The organism is Streptomyces sp. R33, assembly GCF_041200175.1.
Lineage (GTDB): Bacteria > Actinomycetota > Actinomycetes > Streptomycetales > Streptomycetaceae > Streptomyces > Streptomyces katrae_B.
Genome location: NZ_CP165727.1, coordinates 5679707 through 5694806, shown reverse-complemented (window position 1 = coordinate 5694806; position 15100 = coordinate 5679707). Strand labels below are relative to the sequence as shown.

Below are 15100 nucleotides of genomic sequence, written 5' to 3'. Positions count from 1 at the left end.
TCCGGGGCGGGCGGCTTCGTCCTGTGCGCTGCGGCGTACGGGCTCAGCGCGCGACGTGCGGCAGTTCGCCCTTGCGGTTGGCCTCCCAGCCCGCCCAGGCCGAGGTGATCATCTCGCGGACGTCGTGCTTGGCCTTCCAGCCCAGCTCCGCGGCGATCTTGTCGGCCGAGGCCACGACCTTCGCCGGGTCGCCGGGGCGCCGCGGGACGACGACGGGCTCGTACGTGTGCCCGGTGCCCTCGTTCAGCAGCTGCGCCATCTCCCGTACGGAGACGCCCTCGCCACGGCCGATGTTGACGGTGAGGTCCTTGTAGTCCCCGGTCGCACCCCACTCGACGAGCTTGCGGGCCGCCACCACGTGGGCCTCGGCGAGGTCCTCGACGTGGATGTAGTCGCGGATGCAGGTGCCGTCCGGGGTCGGGTAGTCGTCGCCGAAGATGCGGGCGCCCTCACCCTTGTCGAAGCGCTCGAAGACCATCGGGACCAGGTTGAAGACCCCGGTGTCCGCGAGCTCCGGGGCGGCCGCGCCCGCCACGTTGAAGTAGCGCAGGCAGGCGGTGGAGATGCCGTAGGCCTTGCCGGCGGCGCGGACCAGCCACTCGCCGGCCAGCTTCGTCTCGCCGTACGGGCTCAGCGGCGCGCACGGGGTCTCCTCGGTGACGAGCTCCACGTCGGGCATGCCGTACACGGAGGCGGAGGAGGAGAACAGGAAGTTGCGGACGCCGGCGGCGGCCACCGCCCCCAGCAGGACCTGAAGGCCCTCCACGTTTTCGTGGTAGTAGAACAGCGGCTTCTCGACGGACTCGCCGACCTGCTTCTTGCCCGCCAGGTGCACCACACCGGTGATCTTGTAGTTCCGGAGGGTCTCGTCCAGGTTCAGCCGGTCCAGGACCGAGCCGATCACCAGCGGGACGCCCTCCGGGACGCGGTCCTCGTTGCCCGTGGAGAGGTCGTCGAAGACGACGACCTTCTCACCTGCGGCGAGCATCGCGCGGACGACGTGGGAGCCGATGTAGCCGGCGCCACCAGTGATCAGAAAAGTCATGCGTATCTCCCTGGGGTCCCCGGACCGGGTCCGGGGTCCTGTCCGAAATCTCGGGCGGCCTTGCGGCCGCCGCCTGTCTTCACTCCGATCCGCGGCCGGCCCGGGCCCGGTGGAGCCGGTTGCGTACGAGGCTCAGCGCGCCCGCGGCACCCGGCGCGAGCCGCAGGGCCAGTGAACCTCCGCCCGTGCGGAACGGCTGCGCCAGCAGAACACCGTACCTGCTGCTGGGCAGGGCCCGGCGGTGGAGGAGGTCGTCGAGGGGGCGCGGGGAGGTGACCAGGGAGCTCCCGTCGGCGAACTCCACGCCCACCTGGACGCCCCACGCCTGCATGCCGCGGCGGCCCTGGCGGCGCCCGGCGGAGGCCACGCCGGTCAGCCGGAACGGCAGCGCGGCGATCCAGCCGTCGCCGTCGGCGGCGGGGCGCAGCTCGACCGGCCGGTCGAGGACGGGCTCGCCGCCCGAGCGGGGTACGAAGCGCAGCCGGGCGGTGCGCGGTCCGGCCTCGGCGAGGCGCCCGTACAGGTCGCGCACCCGGATCCGGAGCCGGCCGGCACCGACCGGTTCGGCGTCGATGCTGACGGGCAGATCGGCCATCGGCAGCCCGTCCAGCCCGTCCAGGACCACCGGGAGCTCCTCGCTCCACACGGGCAGCCCGTCCGGGCCGGTCGCGTACGGGGGCAGCAGCCGCGGCGGCTCGGCGGCGAAGCGGGTGAGCCGCTCCACGTCGGCGGGCGGGGCCGGGGTCGCCCGCAGCAGCCGGACGATCCAGCGGGCGTGCGCCCCGGCGGCCTCGACCGCGGCCTCGTCGAACCCGGCGACGTAGTCGCGGGTCAGCGTCCACCAGGCGGCCTGGTACCCGGGGTCCTTGCCGAGCTCGCGCAGGTACATGCGCAGGTCGTACTCCAGGAACTTCACCTGGCAGGCGAGGCCCAGCTGCGGGGAGGAGTCGGTGATGATCCGGCGGGCCTCGCGGTGGGCCTCGATCCGGGAGCGCCAGTTGCCGACGTCCTTGCGGTCCAGGGAAATCGACACCTGGGCGGCACTGCGGCGCACGTGCCAGACGTAGACGAGGTCGCCGATGACGGCGATGCGGGGCGCGGCGGCCAGCACGCGCGCGGTGAAGACGAAGTCCTCGTAGACGAACCGGCCGTCGGGAAAGCGGATCGTATGCTTTTCCAGGAAGGACCGGTCGTACAGCTTGTTGACGCAGAGGGTGTCGCGGACCAGCTCGGGCCGGTCCGCGGGCCGCTCGATCACATCGCCCGCGGTGTACAGCCCGGGCATCCAGGGCACGTCGTGGTACTGCGGCAGCTCGCGGCGCACGCACGCCCCGACGGTCACGGGCGCGCGGTGCTCCTCGGCGGCGCGTACGAGGGCCTCGGCCGCCCCCGGGGGCAGGACGTCGTCGCTGTCGAGGAAGAGGACGTACGGCGAGGTCGCGCGTGCGATCCCGTCGTTGCGCGGCGTACCGCATCCGCCGCTGTTCTCCGTGCGGTGCACGACCTTCAGGCGGGGATGGGCTGCGGCCAGCTCGTCCAGTACGCGCGCGGTGCCGTCGGCCGAGGCGTCGTTCACGGCGATCACCTCGGCGACGACCGGGCCCTGGGCGAGAGCCGAGGCAACGGCCTCGCCCACGAGCACGGCGTCGTTGTACGCGATCACCACGACGGAAACGCTGGGAGTGTTGGTGCTGCTCACCCGGTGGATCCTAGGCGACCGGGGTAAACATCACTTCAACTCCGCCGTCCGGGGCAAAAGAACGGCAAAACAGCAGATCAGAAGGGCCGGAATTCGTCGTACTCCTGCTGCGCCGAGTCCCCGCGCTTGGCGTCCTTCTCCTTGCGGCGCTGGGTGGCCGGGCGCGGGGCCTCCAGACGGTGGTCCTCACCGCGGCGGCCCAGCATCTCGGCGCCGGCCATCATGGTCGGCTCCCAGTCGAAGACGACCGCGTTCTCGTCGGAGCCGATGGCGACGCCGTCACCCGCACGGGCACCGGCCTTCTTCAGCGCGTCCTCGACACCGAGGCGGTTGAGGCGGTCGGCCAGGTAGCCCACGGCCTCGTCGTTGTTGAAGTCGGTCTGGCGGACCCAGCGCTCCGGCTTCTCGCCCCGCACGTTGTAGACGTCCTCGACCTCGTCGTACGTGACGGTGAAGCCGGCGTCGTCCACGGCCTTCGGGCGGATGACGATACGGGTCGCCTCCTGCTTCGGCTTGCGGGCGCGGGCCTTGGCGATGCCCTCGGCCAGGAAGTAGGAGAGCTCCTTGAGGCCCGTACGGGCGACCGCGGAGACCTCGAAGACCTTGTAGCCGCGCGCCTCGAGGTCGGGGCGGACCATGTCGGCGAGCTCCTGGCCGTCCGGGATGTCGACCTTGTTCAGGACGACGAGGCGCGGGCGCTTCTCCAGGCCGCCGCCGTAGAGCTTGAGCTCCTCCTCGATGACGTCGAGGTCGGCGATCGGGTCGCGGTCGGACTCCAGGGTGGCGGTGTCCAGGACGTGCACGAGCACCGAGCAGCGCTCGACGTGGCGCAGGAACTCCAGGCCGAGGCCCTTGCCCTGGCTGGCGCCCGGGATCAGGCCGGGAACGTCGGCGATCGTGTAGACGGTCGAGCCGGCCGTGACGACGCCCAGGTTCGGGACGAGGGTGGTGAAGGGGTAGTCCGCGATCTTCGGCTTGGCCGAGGAGAGCACCGAGATCAGCGAGGACTTGCCGGCGCTCGGGAAGCCCACGAGGGCCACGTCGGCGACGGTCTTGAGCTCCAGGACGATGTCGCCCGTGGTGCCGGGGACGCCGAGGAGCGCGAAGCCGGGGGCCTTGCGGCGGGCGGAGGACAGTGCGGCGTTGCCGAGGCCGCCGCGGCCGCCCTCGGCGGCCACGTAGGTGGTGCCCTGGCCGACGAGGTCGGCGAGGACGTTGCCCTCCTTGTCGAGGACGACGGTGCCGTCCGGCACGGGCAGGACCAGGTCCTGGCCGTCCTTGCCGGAGCGGTTGCCGCCCTCGCCCGGCTTGCCGTTGGTGGCCTTGCGGTGGGGGCTGTGGTGGTAGTCCAGCAGGGTGGTGACCGCCTGCTCGACGACCAGGATCACGTCGCCGCCACGGCCGCCGTTGCCGCCGTCGGGGCCGCCCAGCGGCTTGAACTTCTCCCGGTGAACGGAGGCGCAGCCGTGGCCCCCGTTACCCGCGGCGACATGCAGCTCGACGCGGTCCACGAAGGTGGTCATGGTTGTTCCTCCAGATACATACGGGAATGTCCCGGGCAGGCCTTGCTGCCCATTAAACGTGCCTAACCGTGCCTATGTGCCAACGCGCCGAGGGCGGACCTCTCTTCCCGGCTTGCGCCGGGAAGAGCTGAGATCCGCCCTCGGGAAGTTACGTACCGCTGATCAGCAGGAGCTGGATCAGGCGGCCGGAACGATGTTGACGACCTTGCGGCCACGGTGCGTGCCGAACTGCACGGCACCCGCCTGCAGCGCGAACAGCGTGTCGTCGCCGCCACGGCCGACGCCCGCGCCCGGGTGGAAGTGCGTGCCGCGCTGGCGGACGAGGATCTCACCAGCGGAAACGACCTGACCGCCGAAGCGCTTCACGCCGAGCCGCTGGGCATTGGAGTCGCGCCCGTTCCGGGTGGACGATGCGCCCTTCTTGTGTGCCATGTCTCAGTCCCTCTTACTTCGCAGCCGTGGGGATACCGGTGACCTTGATCGCCGTGTACTGCTGACGGTGACCCTGGCGACGGCGGTAGCCGGTCTTGTTCTTGTAGCGCAGGATGTCGATCTTGGCGCCCTTGTGGTGGTCCACGATCTCGGCCTGGACCTTGATCCCGGCCAGCACCCACGGGTCGCTGGTCACGGCGTCGCCGTCGACAACGAGCAGGGTCGAGAGCTCGACCGTGTCGCCAACCTTGGCAGTGGAAATCTTGTCAACCTCAACGATGTCACCAACAGCAACCTTGTGCTGGCGACCACCGCTGCGCACGATGGCGTACACGCGGATCTCTCTCTCACTCGGGACGGATGCTCCTGAAGCCAGCCGCTCAGACGGGCCCCTACTTCTCGACGGGGTCCGCACGGATCCGGATTGGACGAGCGGCCTCTCCTGCGGGCGGTGCCCGGCCGGAGGAAGGTGCTCAGGAGCTCGACGCGCACTAGACGTAAATCATCTAGGACATGCCGACGGTCTAGGTTACGGGGCCGGTTCCGGAGGGTCAAACCGGGCCCCGCGCGGCCGTGGGCCCCGCCTCTCGGCGGGGCCCACGGCCGTGCAGGGGATCAGGCTTCGGTCGGAGCCGAGACGGACGGCTGCGACTGCTGCTCGGCCGCCGCGGTCTTCTTCGTCGCCCGCTTGGCCACGGTCTTCTTGGCCGCCGCCTTCTTCGCGACGGTCTTCTTGGCCGCCGTCGCCTTCTTGGCGGCGGTGGCCTTCTTCGCCGGGGCCTTCTTGGCGGCCGTCTTGCGGACCGCCTTCTTGGCCGCCGGGGCGGCCTCCTCGGCCTCTGCGCCCTCCGCTGCTCCGGCCGGGGCCGGGGCGGCCTCGGGCTCGGCGGCGGGGGTCTCGACGACCAGTACGGCAGCCTCCGCCGCACCTGCCGGGGAACCGGCCGGTGCAGTGGCCTTACGGGTGGCACGCCGACGCGGACGGGCCGGTGCGGCCTCCGCCACGGCGGCCTCCGCGGCCGGCGCCTCGGCGACCGGGGCGACGGGCTCGGGCTCCGCTGCCACGACGGGCTCCGGGGCGGCCTCCACGACCGGCTCGGGCTCCGGGGCCGCCTCGGCCGCAGCAGCAGCCGGAGCGCCCGCCGCGGCCGTGGCCTTGCGGGTGGCACGGCGACGCGTGCGTCCCTTGGGCGCGGCCTCGACCGTCTCGGCCGCTTCCACGGCCTCGGCGACGACCTCGGAGACCGGCTCGAGCACCGTGTCGGCAGCCTCGGTCACCGGCTCGGCCTCGACGACCGGCTCCGCCGCAGCGGCGACGGGCTCGGCCTCGGGGGCCGGAGCCGGGACAGCCGGAGCAGCCTGGGCGGCACCGCGCGGGGCGCCCGCCGGAGCGGTCGCCTTGCGGGTGGCACGGCGGCGGTTGCGACGGCCGCTCAGGCCGGCCGCGGCCTCCGCCTCCGCCGGGCTGCCGTAGAGCTCCTCGTCCGCGGCGAACGCCGGCTCGGGCAGCGCCACCGGCGCCGCGAGCTCGGCGGCCACCTCGGCCTCGGTCTCGGCCTCGAGCACCTCGTGCTCGACGGTCGCAGCGCCCTCGATCTCGTGGTCGTGCTCGTGGCCACGGCCGCCGCGACGCTTCGCGCGCTTGCCGTTGCCACCGCCGCCGATCGCGGTCGGCGTCTCCATGTGCACGATCACACCGCGCCCGTTGCAGTGGACACAGGTCTCGGAGAAGGACTCCAGCAGGCCCTGGCCCACCCGCTTGCGGGTCATCTGGACCAGGCCCAGCGAGGTCACCTCGGCGACCTGGTGCTTCGTACGGTCGCGGCCCAGGCACTCCAGCATGCGCCGCAGGACCAGGTCGCGGTTCGACTCCAGGACCATGTCGATGAAGTCGATCACGACGATGCCGCCGAGGTCGCGCAGCCGCAGCTGGCGCACGATCTCCTCGGCCGCCTCCAGGTTGTTCCTGGTGACGGTCTCCTCGAGGTTGCCGCCCTGACCGGTGAACTTGCCGGTGTTGACGTCGATGACGATCATCGCCTCGGTCTTGTCGATCACGAGGGAACCGCCCGAGGGCAGCCACACCTTGCGGTCGAGCGCCTTGGCGAGCTGCTCGTCGATCCGGTACGTCGCGAAGACGTCGACCTCGGAGGTCCAGCGCGACAGCCGGTCGGCCAGGTCCGGGGCCACGTGCGAGACGTAACCGTGGATGGTCTCCCAGGCGCTGTCACCGCTGACGATGACCTTCGAGAAGTCCTCGTTGAAGATGTCGCGCACGACGCGGACGGTCATGTCCGGCTCGCCGTACAGCAGGCTCGGCGAAGAGGTCGAGATCTGCTTCGACTTCTTCTGGATGTCCTCCCACTGGGCCTGCAGACGCTCGACGTCGCGGCGCAGCTCGTCCTCGCTCGCACCCTCGGCGGCGGTGCGCACGATGACGCCCGCGTCCTCGGGGACGATCTTCTTGAGGATGGTCTTCAGGCGCGCGCGCTCGGTGTCGGGCAGCTTGCGGCTGATACCGGTCATCGAGCCCTCGGGCACGTAGACGAGGTAGCGGCCGGGCAGCGAGACCTGGCTGGTCAGGCGGGCACCCTTGTGGCCGATCGGGTCCTTGGTGACCTGCACGAGGACCGACTGGCCGGACTTGAGGGCGGACTCGATGCGGCGCGGCCCGTTGGCCATGCCGAGCGCCTCGAAGTTGACCTCACCGGCGTACAGGACGGCGTTGCGGCCCTTGCCGATGTCGATGAAGGCGGCCTCCATCGACGGCAGCACGTTCTGGACCTTGCCCAGGTAGACGTTGCCGACGTACGAGGTGGCTTCTTCCTTGTTGACGTAGTGCTCGACGAGCACGTTGTCCTCGAGGACGCCGATCTGGGTGCGCTCGCCGGCCTGGCGGACGACCATCACGCGCTCGACGGCCTCACGGCGGGCCAGGAACTCGGCCTCGGTGATGATCGGCACGCGGCGGCGGCCCTGCTCGCGGCCCTCGCGGCGGCGCTGCTTCTTCGCCTCCAGACGGGTCGAGCCCTTGATGGACTGCACCTCGTCGGACGGCTCGGCCTTCTCGCGCGCCGGGCGCGGCTCGCGGACCTTGACGACGGTGCGCACGCCGTCCTCCTCGCCCGCTTCGCCCTCGGCACCGGTGTCACCGCTGCGGCGGCGACGGCGACGGCGGCGACGGCTGGAGCTGGAGCCCAGGGCGCCGGCCTCCTCGTCCTCGTCGGCCTCTTCCTCTTCCGCCTCTTCGCCGGCCTCGGCCTCTTCCTCGGCGGACTCGTCGAGGTCGGCGGCCTCACCGCGGCGACGGCGGCGGCCGCCACGGCGGCGGCGCCGGGACGGGCGCTCGCCCGTCTCGTCACCCTCTTCGAACTCGGCAGCCTCTTCGTCGAGCTCGGCGGCCTCGGCCTTGGCCTCGTCCTCCATGAGCTCGACGTCGGAAAGGGACACCGGCGCGGACTCGGCGGCCGGGGCGGCCTCGACCGCACCGCGGCCACGGCGGCGGCGACGGCCGGCCGGCTGCGGGGCGGGGGCCTGGACGGTCTCGGCCTCGGCCTCGAGCTCGTCCTCCTCCTCGACCTCTTCCGCCTCGGCGGCTGCGGCGGCGGCCGCGGCGGCCATGGCGGCGGTCTCCGGGGTCTGGAACATCGGCTCGGTGAAGACCGGGGCCTGGAACACGGCCACGGCGGGGCGCGCGGCGCGGCGGCCACGCGCCGGGGCGGCGGGCTCTTCCTCGGCGGCGGGCTCCACCGGGGCGGCGGCCTGGGCGGCCGGAGCGGCGGAGGCCGCGGAGCGGGTGGCGCGGCGGCGGCCGCCGCGCTTCGGGGAGTCCACGGCGTCGGCGACGGTGACGGTGGCCTTGGGAGCGGCCTCCTCCACGACGGCCTCGGCGGCGGGCGCCTCGGGGGCGGTCACGGCGCGGGTGGCACGGCGGCGGGCACGCGGCGCCGGAGCGGCAGCCTCCTCCGCGGCCGGAGCAGCCGGAGCAGCCGGAGCAGCCTCGACGACGGCCTCTGCAGCGGGGGCCTCCGGCGCGGCCACGGCACGCGTCGCACGGCGACGGACACGCGGCGCCGGAGCAGCAGCCTCCTCGACAGCCGGAGCAGCCGGAGCAGCAGCCTCGACGACGGCCTCGGCGGCGGGCGCCTCGGGGGCGGCCACGGCACGGGTCGCACGGCGGCGGGCACGCGGCGCCGGAGCAGCAGCCTCCTCCGCGGCCGGAGCAGCCGGAGCAGCCTCGACGACGGCCTCTGCAGCGGGGGCCTCCGGCGCGGCCACGGCACGGGTCGCACGGCGACGGACACGCGGCGCGGGAGCAGCAGCCTCTTCGGCAGCCGGGACGACGGCCTCGACCACGACCTCGGCGGCAGGAGCCTCGGTGGCGGCCACGGCGCGGGTCGCGCGGCGGCGGGTACGGGCCGGGGCGGCGGCCGGAGCGGCCTCCTCGACGGGGGCGGCGGGGGCGGCCGGAGCGGCCTCGGTCACCTCGGCGGCCGGGGTCACGGTCGCACCGGGCGGGCCGGCGGGGCGCGACGCGGCACGGCGACGCCTGCGCGGAGGCAGGTTGTCGCTCGGGCTGCCGCTGTCGGCGCCACCGGTGGTGTTGTTGGTTTCGTTGTTGAGCATGCGGGCGGTTCTCCCGTCACGCTCCCGGGCGCCGCGGCTGACTTCCGGTCCGGCACGGCCCCGCGCGATCAGCGCGGAACCGGCCTCCGGGGCGCGTTCGCCACACGGGAGCTGTAGTCCATGGCCGCCGGTTCCGTACGTGTTGTCCGTACGGCCTGGCGGAAGTCTTCAGGTCTGTGCGCGGCCCGACCCAGGTGGCTCCCGAGTGCCAGGGCTGCGCGACGACGACGATCCCTACGCGGCGGGACCTTCCGGCGCCTTCGCGTCGGCGGCTACGGCGGCCGTGGGTGGGGCGGCCGTGACAGCCTCGCGGTCGGGCGCGAGCGGGTCGGTCACCGTGCCGGACTCCTCGTCGAAGAGCCCCTGCGCCAGCCTGGTCACCGCTGCGGGGACCGGCGGCGCCAGGTCGGCCACAGCTCGGAGACCGGACAGGACGTCGTCGGGTCGCACGGCAGGTGTCAGATGCCGAACAACCAGCCGCAGTATCGCACAGGCATTGTCCAGCGGCCTATCAGCCGGGGCAGGAACCGCCTCGAGGCTCACTACGGCGCCCCGGGTGTCGAAGCTGCGCATGCCGTTCTTGGTGCGGCGCTGTACCTCCACTTCCTCGGCGGCGAGGAAGGCCCCGACCGCGCGCTCGGCGTCGGCGACGTCCACGCCCTCCAGCCGCAGCTCCCAGACGGAGGCCGTCAGCCGGTCGGCGAGCCCGGAGGTACGGGCCTCGACGGCGTCGATGATGTCGAGCCCGACCGGCATCGACTCGTCGAGCAGCTCGCGGAGCTTCTCGGGGTCGCGGGGCTCGGCGAGGGCGATCTCGAGGTACTCGGCCTCGCTGCCGGTGCCGGTCGGCGCGGCGTTCGCGTACGAGACGCGCGGGTGCGGGGTGAAGCCGGCCGAGTACGCCATGGGCACCTCGGCGCGGCGCAGGGCCCGCTCGAACGCGCGCTGGAAGTCTCGGTGGCTGGTGAACCGGAGGCGGCCGCGCTTGGTGTAGCGCAGTCGGATGCGCTGCACCACCGGTGCGGGGGGTGGGCCTTCGGGCTGTCGCTTGCCCAGTGGTTCTTCTCCTTGTGCGGGGCTCCGCGGCTCGCGCGTCGCCCTGAGGTCTGGTGAGCCTGCCGGCCACACCGTGCCCTCCGGCTCACCCCTGCTTCTGTTCGTGCAGGGAGATCTCGGGGGCGGGCGCGTTTTTGCCTGCGGCTGTCGTACTACCCAGAGTACGCGCCCGTGACCTCACCGGTTCCCGGCCGGGGCCCCCGAACAGCACCCTTCGCACATCGGCCCGGACCTCACGGACGGTGGCGCGGACGGTGCGCCACACATCCCGTACGACATGTCCGACCGGTGTCAGTACGTGCCGGTACACCTGCGCCGCGGGCCACCCGACGAGCACCCACCCGGCCAGCCGGACTCCCCGCCACACCGCCCGGACGATCCGACCGGCGACGTGCCAGGCCCAGACGAGCACCTGCCAGAGGGGCACGAGCACGTACCGGTACACCCCGATCCCGACGGGCCGCAGGAGATACCGGTAGAGCACGGAGCCCATCGCGGCCAGCCCGTGCCCGACGGGGGTGAGCACGTACCGGTGGAAACCGGCGCCCACCCACAGCAGCCCCCGCCCGACGGGCGCGAGCACGTACCGCCACAGCCCCACCCACGGCCAGACGAACAGGGTCATGCAGACCGCCCACACGAGCCACATCACGCCTTTGGCGAGCGGGGCCAGCAGGTACCGCATCCCGCCACGCCCGACCCAGGCCAGTGCCTCACCGAGCGGACGCAGGAGGTACGCGTACAAAGCCCGGCCGACGGGAGCGAGCAGGTGCGCGTACACGGGCCGGAGCACGTACCGCCACAGCCCGACCCACGGCCAGAAGAACACCAGTTTGAGCAGCACGGTCAGCACCCGGCCGATCCCGCGCAGCACCGGCTGCAGCACGTACACGGACAAGGGCCGCAGCACGTGCCGCGCAGCGGCCTGCCCGAACGCGACGAGCAGATCCCAAACCACCCGTACGGGCAGTACGACGATCAACGCCACGATCTTGACGGGCACCCGGATGACGCCCACCAGGCATCCTTCGCCACCGTCACCGGGAGGTCGCTTGTCGAGTTCCATACCCGTATGACACGAGGGAGGCCCCCACCCGTTGCGGGTGGGGGCCTCTCGTGACTCAAGGGTTACTTCTCACTTCACGACCGTCAGGGGAAGGAGCTTCTGGCCCGTGGGGCCGATCTGGATGTGGGTGTCCATCTGCGGGCACACACCGCAGTCGAAGCACGGGGTCCAGCGGCAGTCGTCGACCTCGGTCTCGTCGAGGGCGTCCTGCCAGTCCTCCCAGAGCCAGTCCTTGTCGAGACCGGAGTCCAGGTGGTCCCAGGGGAGGACCTCCTCGTACGTGCGCTCGCGCGTCGTGTACCAGGCCACGTCCACGCCGTAGGCCGGCAGCGCCTTCTCCGCGGCCTCCATCCAGCGGTCGTACGAGAAGTGCTCGCGCCAGCCGTCGAAGCGGCCGCCCGACTCGTACACGGCGCGGATCACGTCGCCGATGCGGCGGTCGCCGCGCGAGAGCAGGCCCTCGACGATGCCCGGCTTGCCGTCGTGGTAGCGGAAGCCGATCGAGCGGCCGTACTTCTTGTCTGCGCGGATCTTGTCGCGGAGCTTGCCCAGGCGGGCGTCCGTCTCCTCGGCCGACAGCTGCGGCGCCCACTGGAACGGGGTGTGCGGCTTGGGCACGAACCCGCCGATCGACACCGTGCAGCGGATGTCGTTCTGTCCGGAGACCTCGCGGCCCTTGGCGATGACGTTGACCGCCATGTCGCCGATCTGGAGCACGTCGTCGTCGGTCTCGGTCGGCAGGCCGCACATGAAGTACAGCTTCACCTGGCGCCAGCCGTTGCCGTAGGCGGTGGCCACCGTCCGGATCAGGTCCTCTTCCGAGACCATCTTGTTGATGACCTTGCGCATGCGCTCGGAGCCGCCCTCGGGGGCGAAGGTCAGACCGGAGCGGCGCCCGTTGCGGGTCAGCTCGTTCGCCAGGTCCACGTTGAACGCGTCCACGCGGGTCGACGGCAGGGACAGGCCCACCTTGTCGTCCGTGTAGCGGTCCGCGAGGCCCTTGGCGATGTCAGCGATCTCGGTGTGGTCCGCGGAGGACAGCGACAGGAGGCCGACCTCCTCGAAGCCGGTCGCCTTCAGACCCTTCTCGACCATCTCGCCGATGCCGGTGATGCTTCGCTCCCGCACGGGGCGCGTGATCATGCCGGCCTGGCAGAAACGGCAGCCGCGGGTGCAGCCGCGGAAGATCTCGACGGACATCCGCTCGTGGACGGTCTCGGCGAGCGGGACGAGCGGCTGCTTGGGGTACGGCCACTCGTCGAGGTCCATGACCGTGTGCTTGGACACGCGGTACGGGACGCCCGACTTGTTCGGGGCGACGCGCGCGATACGGCCGTCGGGCAGGTAATCGACGTCGTAGAACCCCGGCACGTAGACCTGACCGGTCTTGGCCAGACGGAAGAGGACTTCTTCGCGCCCGCCCGGACGGCCCTCCGCCTTCCACGTGCGGATGATCTCGGTCATGTCGAGAACGGCCTGCTCACCGTCGCCGATGACCGCGCAGTCGATGAATTCCGCGATCGGCTCGGGGTTGAAGGCCGCGTGGCCGCCCGCGAGGACGATGGGGTGGTCGACCGTACGGTTCCGGGCCTCGAGCGGGATGCCCGCCAGGTCCAGGGCCGTGAGCATGTTCGTGTAGCCCAGCTCCGTGGAGAAGGACAGGCCGAACACGTCGAAGGCACCCACGGGGCGGTGGCTGTCCACGGTGAACTGCGGCACCTTGTGCTCGCGCATCAGCTCTTCGAGGTCGGGCCACACGCTGTACGTGCGCTCCGCCAGCACGCCCTCGCGCTCGTTCAGCACCTCGTAAAGGATCATGACGCCCTGGTTGGGCAGCCCGACCTCGTACGCGTCCGGGTACATGAGCGCCCAGCGGACGTCACACGAATCCCACGGTTTGACGGTGGAGTTGAGCTCACCGCCGACGTACTGGATGGGCTTCTGCACATGCGGGAGCAGAGCTTCGAGCTGTGGGAAGACCGACTCGGACATCACGCGACTTTCGTGAAGCGGGCAGGGGGCGACTCTCAAGCGTAACCCGAGGCGCAGCCGCCACCTGCCGCCAAGATCACCGCCTAGGTGCCGAGGTCCGCCCGGAGCACGGGGTCGGAGACCTTGGCCCATACGTCCGGGAGTTCCCGTTCGCCCCGCTCGGCGAGACCCTCCTCGCGGGCGTAGAGCACACCCCAGGTGAAGGCGGATTCTCCGGCTCCGGCCGCTTGTACGCCGAGGCCGTGCAGGGCGTCGCGGGCGACGACGCTGTCCTGGTGGTCGCCGAGCAGGCTCTGGACCGACTTGACGGCCTTGGCCAGCCGTTTTGCCGGTTTGCCGAGGGCGGGACCGGCCGCTTCCGCCGCGTAGCGGGCGCGTTTGGCGGCCTTGCGGGCCTCGTGGAGGGCCAGGTCGCGCTCGTGGCCCGGTTCCAGGCGGAGGGCGGCCGCGACACGGGTGGCGAGCCGCTCGTAGTCGCGCAGGGCGGCCTTGGACAGGGCCTTGGCGGCGGGCTTGGCCGCTCCGGGGAGCAGGGGCGGGTCGGCCAGCAGGGCGTCGAGGGCGTCGAGCAGGGCCTCGTACCGCTTGGCGTCGAGTGCGGCGAGGGCCCGGCGCCGGGTTCCCGAGCGGCGGGCGTTGTTCCAGACCCGCAGGCGGCCGCGGACGGGTCCGAGCAGGAGGGTGCGGGGCAGGTCGCCGATGTGGCTCTGGATCCGCTCGAAGAGGACTTCCTGGTCGCGGTCGAGGCCGAGCTCGGCGGCCAGCCAGCGCAGCTCTTCGCCCAGGGGGTCGGTGGCGGCGCGGTCGAGGACCTTGCGGTGGGTCTTGAAGGCGCTGCGCATGCGGCGGCAGGCGACGCGCATCTGGTGGACGGAGTCGGGCAGGTTGCGGCGGACGGCGGGGTCCTGGGCGACGAGGGCGTCGCGCTGTTCGCGCAGGTACGCGAGGACGTGCGCGCCCGCGGTGTCCTCGGCGAGGGCGGGCTCGGGCCGGGGAGGCGGCTCGCCGCCGGTCTCGGTGAGGGCGCGGGCGAGTTTGGAGGGGGCGTCGGAGACGTGGAGTCCGGCTTTGCGGAACGTCTTCTCGACGGCGTCGAGGAGGTCGGGGTCGACGCCGTCGGCGAGTTCGACCTCGACCTCGGTCCAGGCTGCGGCGGCCTCGTCGCGCTCGGCGCGCACGTCGTCGGTGGAGAGCTCCGCGAGGAGGGCGCCGTCGGCGTCGAGGAGGTGGGTGACGCGGCGCGAGGAGAGCAGCCGGACCTGGGGTTCCAGCGGGGTGTCGCGGACGCGGGAGCGGACGAGGGCGGCGAGGGAGCGGGGGACGGTGTCGCTGAGGGGGGCGGCGACCTCGTCGCGGACGCCCGGGGAGACGGGCAGTTTGAGGTGCCAGCCGGCGTCGGCGCCGCCGGTGCGCCGTCTGAGGGTGAGGCCGTCGGCGGCGAGTCGCTGGTCGGGGGTGTCGTAGTAGACCGCGTCGAGGTCGACGGTGCCCTGTTCGGCGACGGCCGCGATCGCGGCCGTGCCGGTCAGGTCCGGGACTCCGCGGCGCGCGGCCTTGCTCGTCGTGAACTCGAATTTGCGCTCGATCTCGCGTTTCGTGTCCGCCATGCATCGAACTTAGTCCTGAACGGATCACGACGGCAGGGTGAACGGCGAATCGAC

10 protein-coding genes are annotated in these 15100 nt (G+C 72.2%); all 10 read right to left on the bottom strand.

Annotation, left to right across the window (positions count from 1 at the left end; all coding sequences use genetic code 11):
• Positions 1-43: 43 nt before the first annotated feature.
• Positions 44-1045 (bottom strand): UDP-glucose 4-epimerase GalE, encoded by a 1002-nt coding sequence (gene galE, locus AB5J51_RS26060; RefSeq protein ID WP_053786820.1) that lies wholly within the window; start codon positions 1043-1045, stop codon positions 44-46.
• Positions 1046-1124: 79 nt separating this feature from the next.
• Positions 1125-2744, bottom strand: coding sequence for a glycosyltransferase family 2 protein (locus tag AB5J51_RS26055; protein WP_369778770.1), 1620 nt, complete (start codon positions 2742-2744; stop codon positions 1125-1127).
• A gap of 77 nt (positions 2745-2821) precedes the next feature.
• Entirely contained in the window at positions 2822-4267 is a 1446-nt protein-coding gene (gene obgE / locus AB5J51_RS26050) for a GTPase ObgE (protein ID WP_053786822.1), read from the bottom strand.
• Between the two features lie 177 nt (positions 4268-4444).
• Complete coding sequence (gene rpmA / locus AB5J51_RS26045) at positions 4445-4699, bottom strand: 50S ribosomal protein L27 (protein WP_008738950.1); 255 nt, start codon at positions 4697-4699, stop codon at positions 4445-4447.
• 13 nt (positions 4700-4712) lie between these two features.
• Positions 4713-5033 carry a 50S ribosomal protein L21 gene (gene rplU, locus AB5J51_RS26040; RefSeq protein WP_030159347.1) on the bottom strand — a complete coding sequence of 107 codons (321 nt, stop codon included), beginning with the start codon at positions 5031-5033 and terminating at the stop codon, positions 4713-4715.
• A 281-nt stretch (positions 5034-5314) separates the two neighbouring features.
• Positions 5315-9325 carry a ribonuclease E/G gene (locus tag AB5J51_RS26035; RefSeq protein ID WP_369778769.1) on the bottom strand — a complete coding sequence of 1337 codons (4011 nt, stop codon included), beginning with the start codon at positions 9323-9325 and terminating at the stop codon, positions 5315-5317.
• A 234-nt stretch (positions 9326-9559) separates the two neighbouring features.
• Complete coding sequence (locus AB5J51_RS26030) at positions 9560-10339, bottom strand: TIGR03936 family radical SAM-associated protein (RefSeq protein WP_030297232.1); 780 nt, start codon at positions 10337-10339, stop codon at positions 9560-9562.
• A 127-nt stretch (positions 10340-10466) separates the two neighbouring features.
• Positions 10467-11447 (bottom strand): hypothetical protein, encoded by a 981-nt coding sequence (locus AB5J51_RS26025; RefSeq protein WP_369778768.1) that lies wholly within the window; start codon positions 11445-11447, stop codon positions 10467-10469.
• Between the two features lie 69 nt (positions 11448-11516).
• A complete protein-coding gene (locus tag AB5J51_RS26020; RefSeq protein ID WP_369778767.1) occupies positions 11517-13442 on the bottom strand; it encodes a TIGR03960 family B12-binding radical SAM protein in 1926 nt (641 codons plus the stop codon).
• A gap of 80 nt (positions 13443-13522) precedes the next feature.
• Positions 13523-15046: a CYTH and CHAD domain-containing protein gene (locus AB5J51_RS26015; RefSeq protein ID WP_136224862.1), complete on the bottom strand. Its 1524-nt coding sequence runs from the start codon at positions 15044-15046 to the stop codon at positions 13523-13525.
• Between the last annotated feature and the right edge of the window lie 54 nt (positions 15047-15100).

Excerpts from the sequence above, each read along its gene's own strand:
- galE (WP_053786820.1), bottom strand. The coding sequence starts at position 1,045 with ATGACTTTTCTGATCACTGGTGGCGCCGGCTACATCGGCTCCCACGTC.
- obgE (WP_053786822.1), bottom strand. The coding sequence starts at position 4,267 with ATGACCACCTTCGTGGACCGCGTCGAGCTGCATGTCGCCGCGGGTAAC.
- rpmA (WP_008738950.1), bottom strand. The coding sequence starts at position 4,699 with ATGGCACACAAGAAGGGCGCATCGTCCACCCGGAACGGGCGCGACTCC.
- AB5J51_RS26035 (WP_369778769.1), bottom strand. The coding sequence starts at position 9,325 with ATGCTCAACAACGAAACCAACAACACCACCGGTGGCGCCGACAGCGGC.
- AB5J51_RS26025 (WP_369778768.1), bottom strand. The coding sequence starts at position 11,447 with ATGGAACTCGACAAGCGACCTCCCGGTGACGGTGGCGAAGGATGCCTG.
- AB5J51_RS26015 (WP_136224862.1), bottom strand. The coding sequence starts at position 15,046 with ATGGCGGACACGAAACGCGAGATCGAGCGCAAATTCGAGTTCACGACG.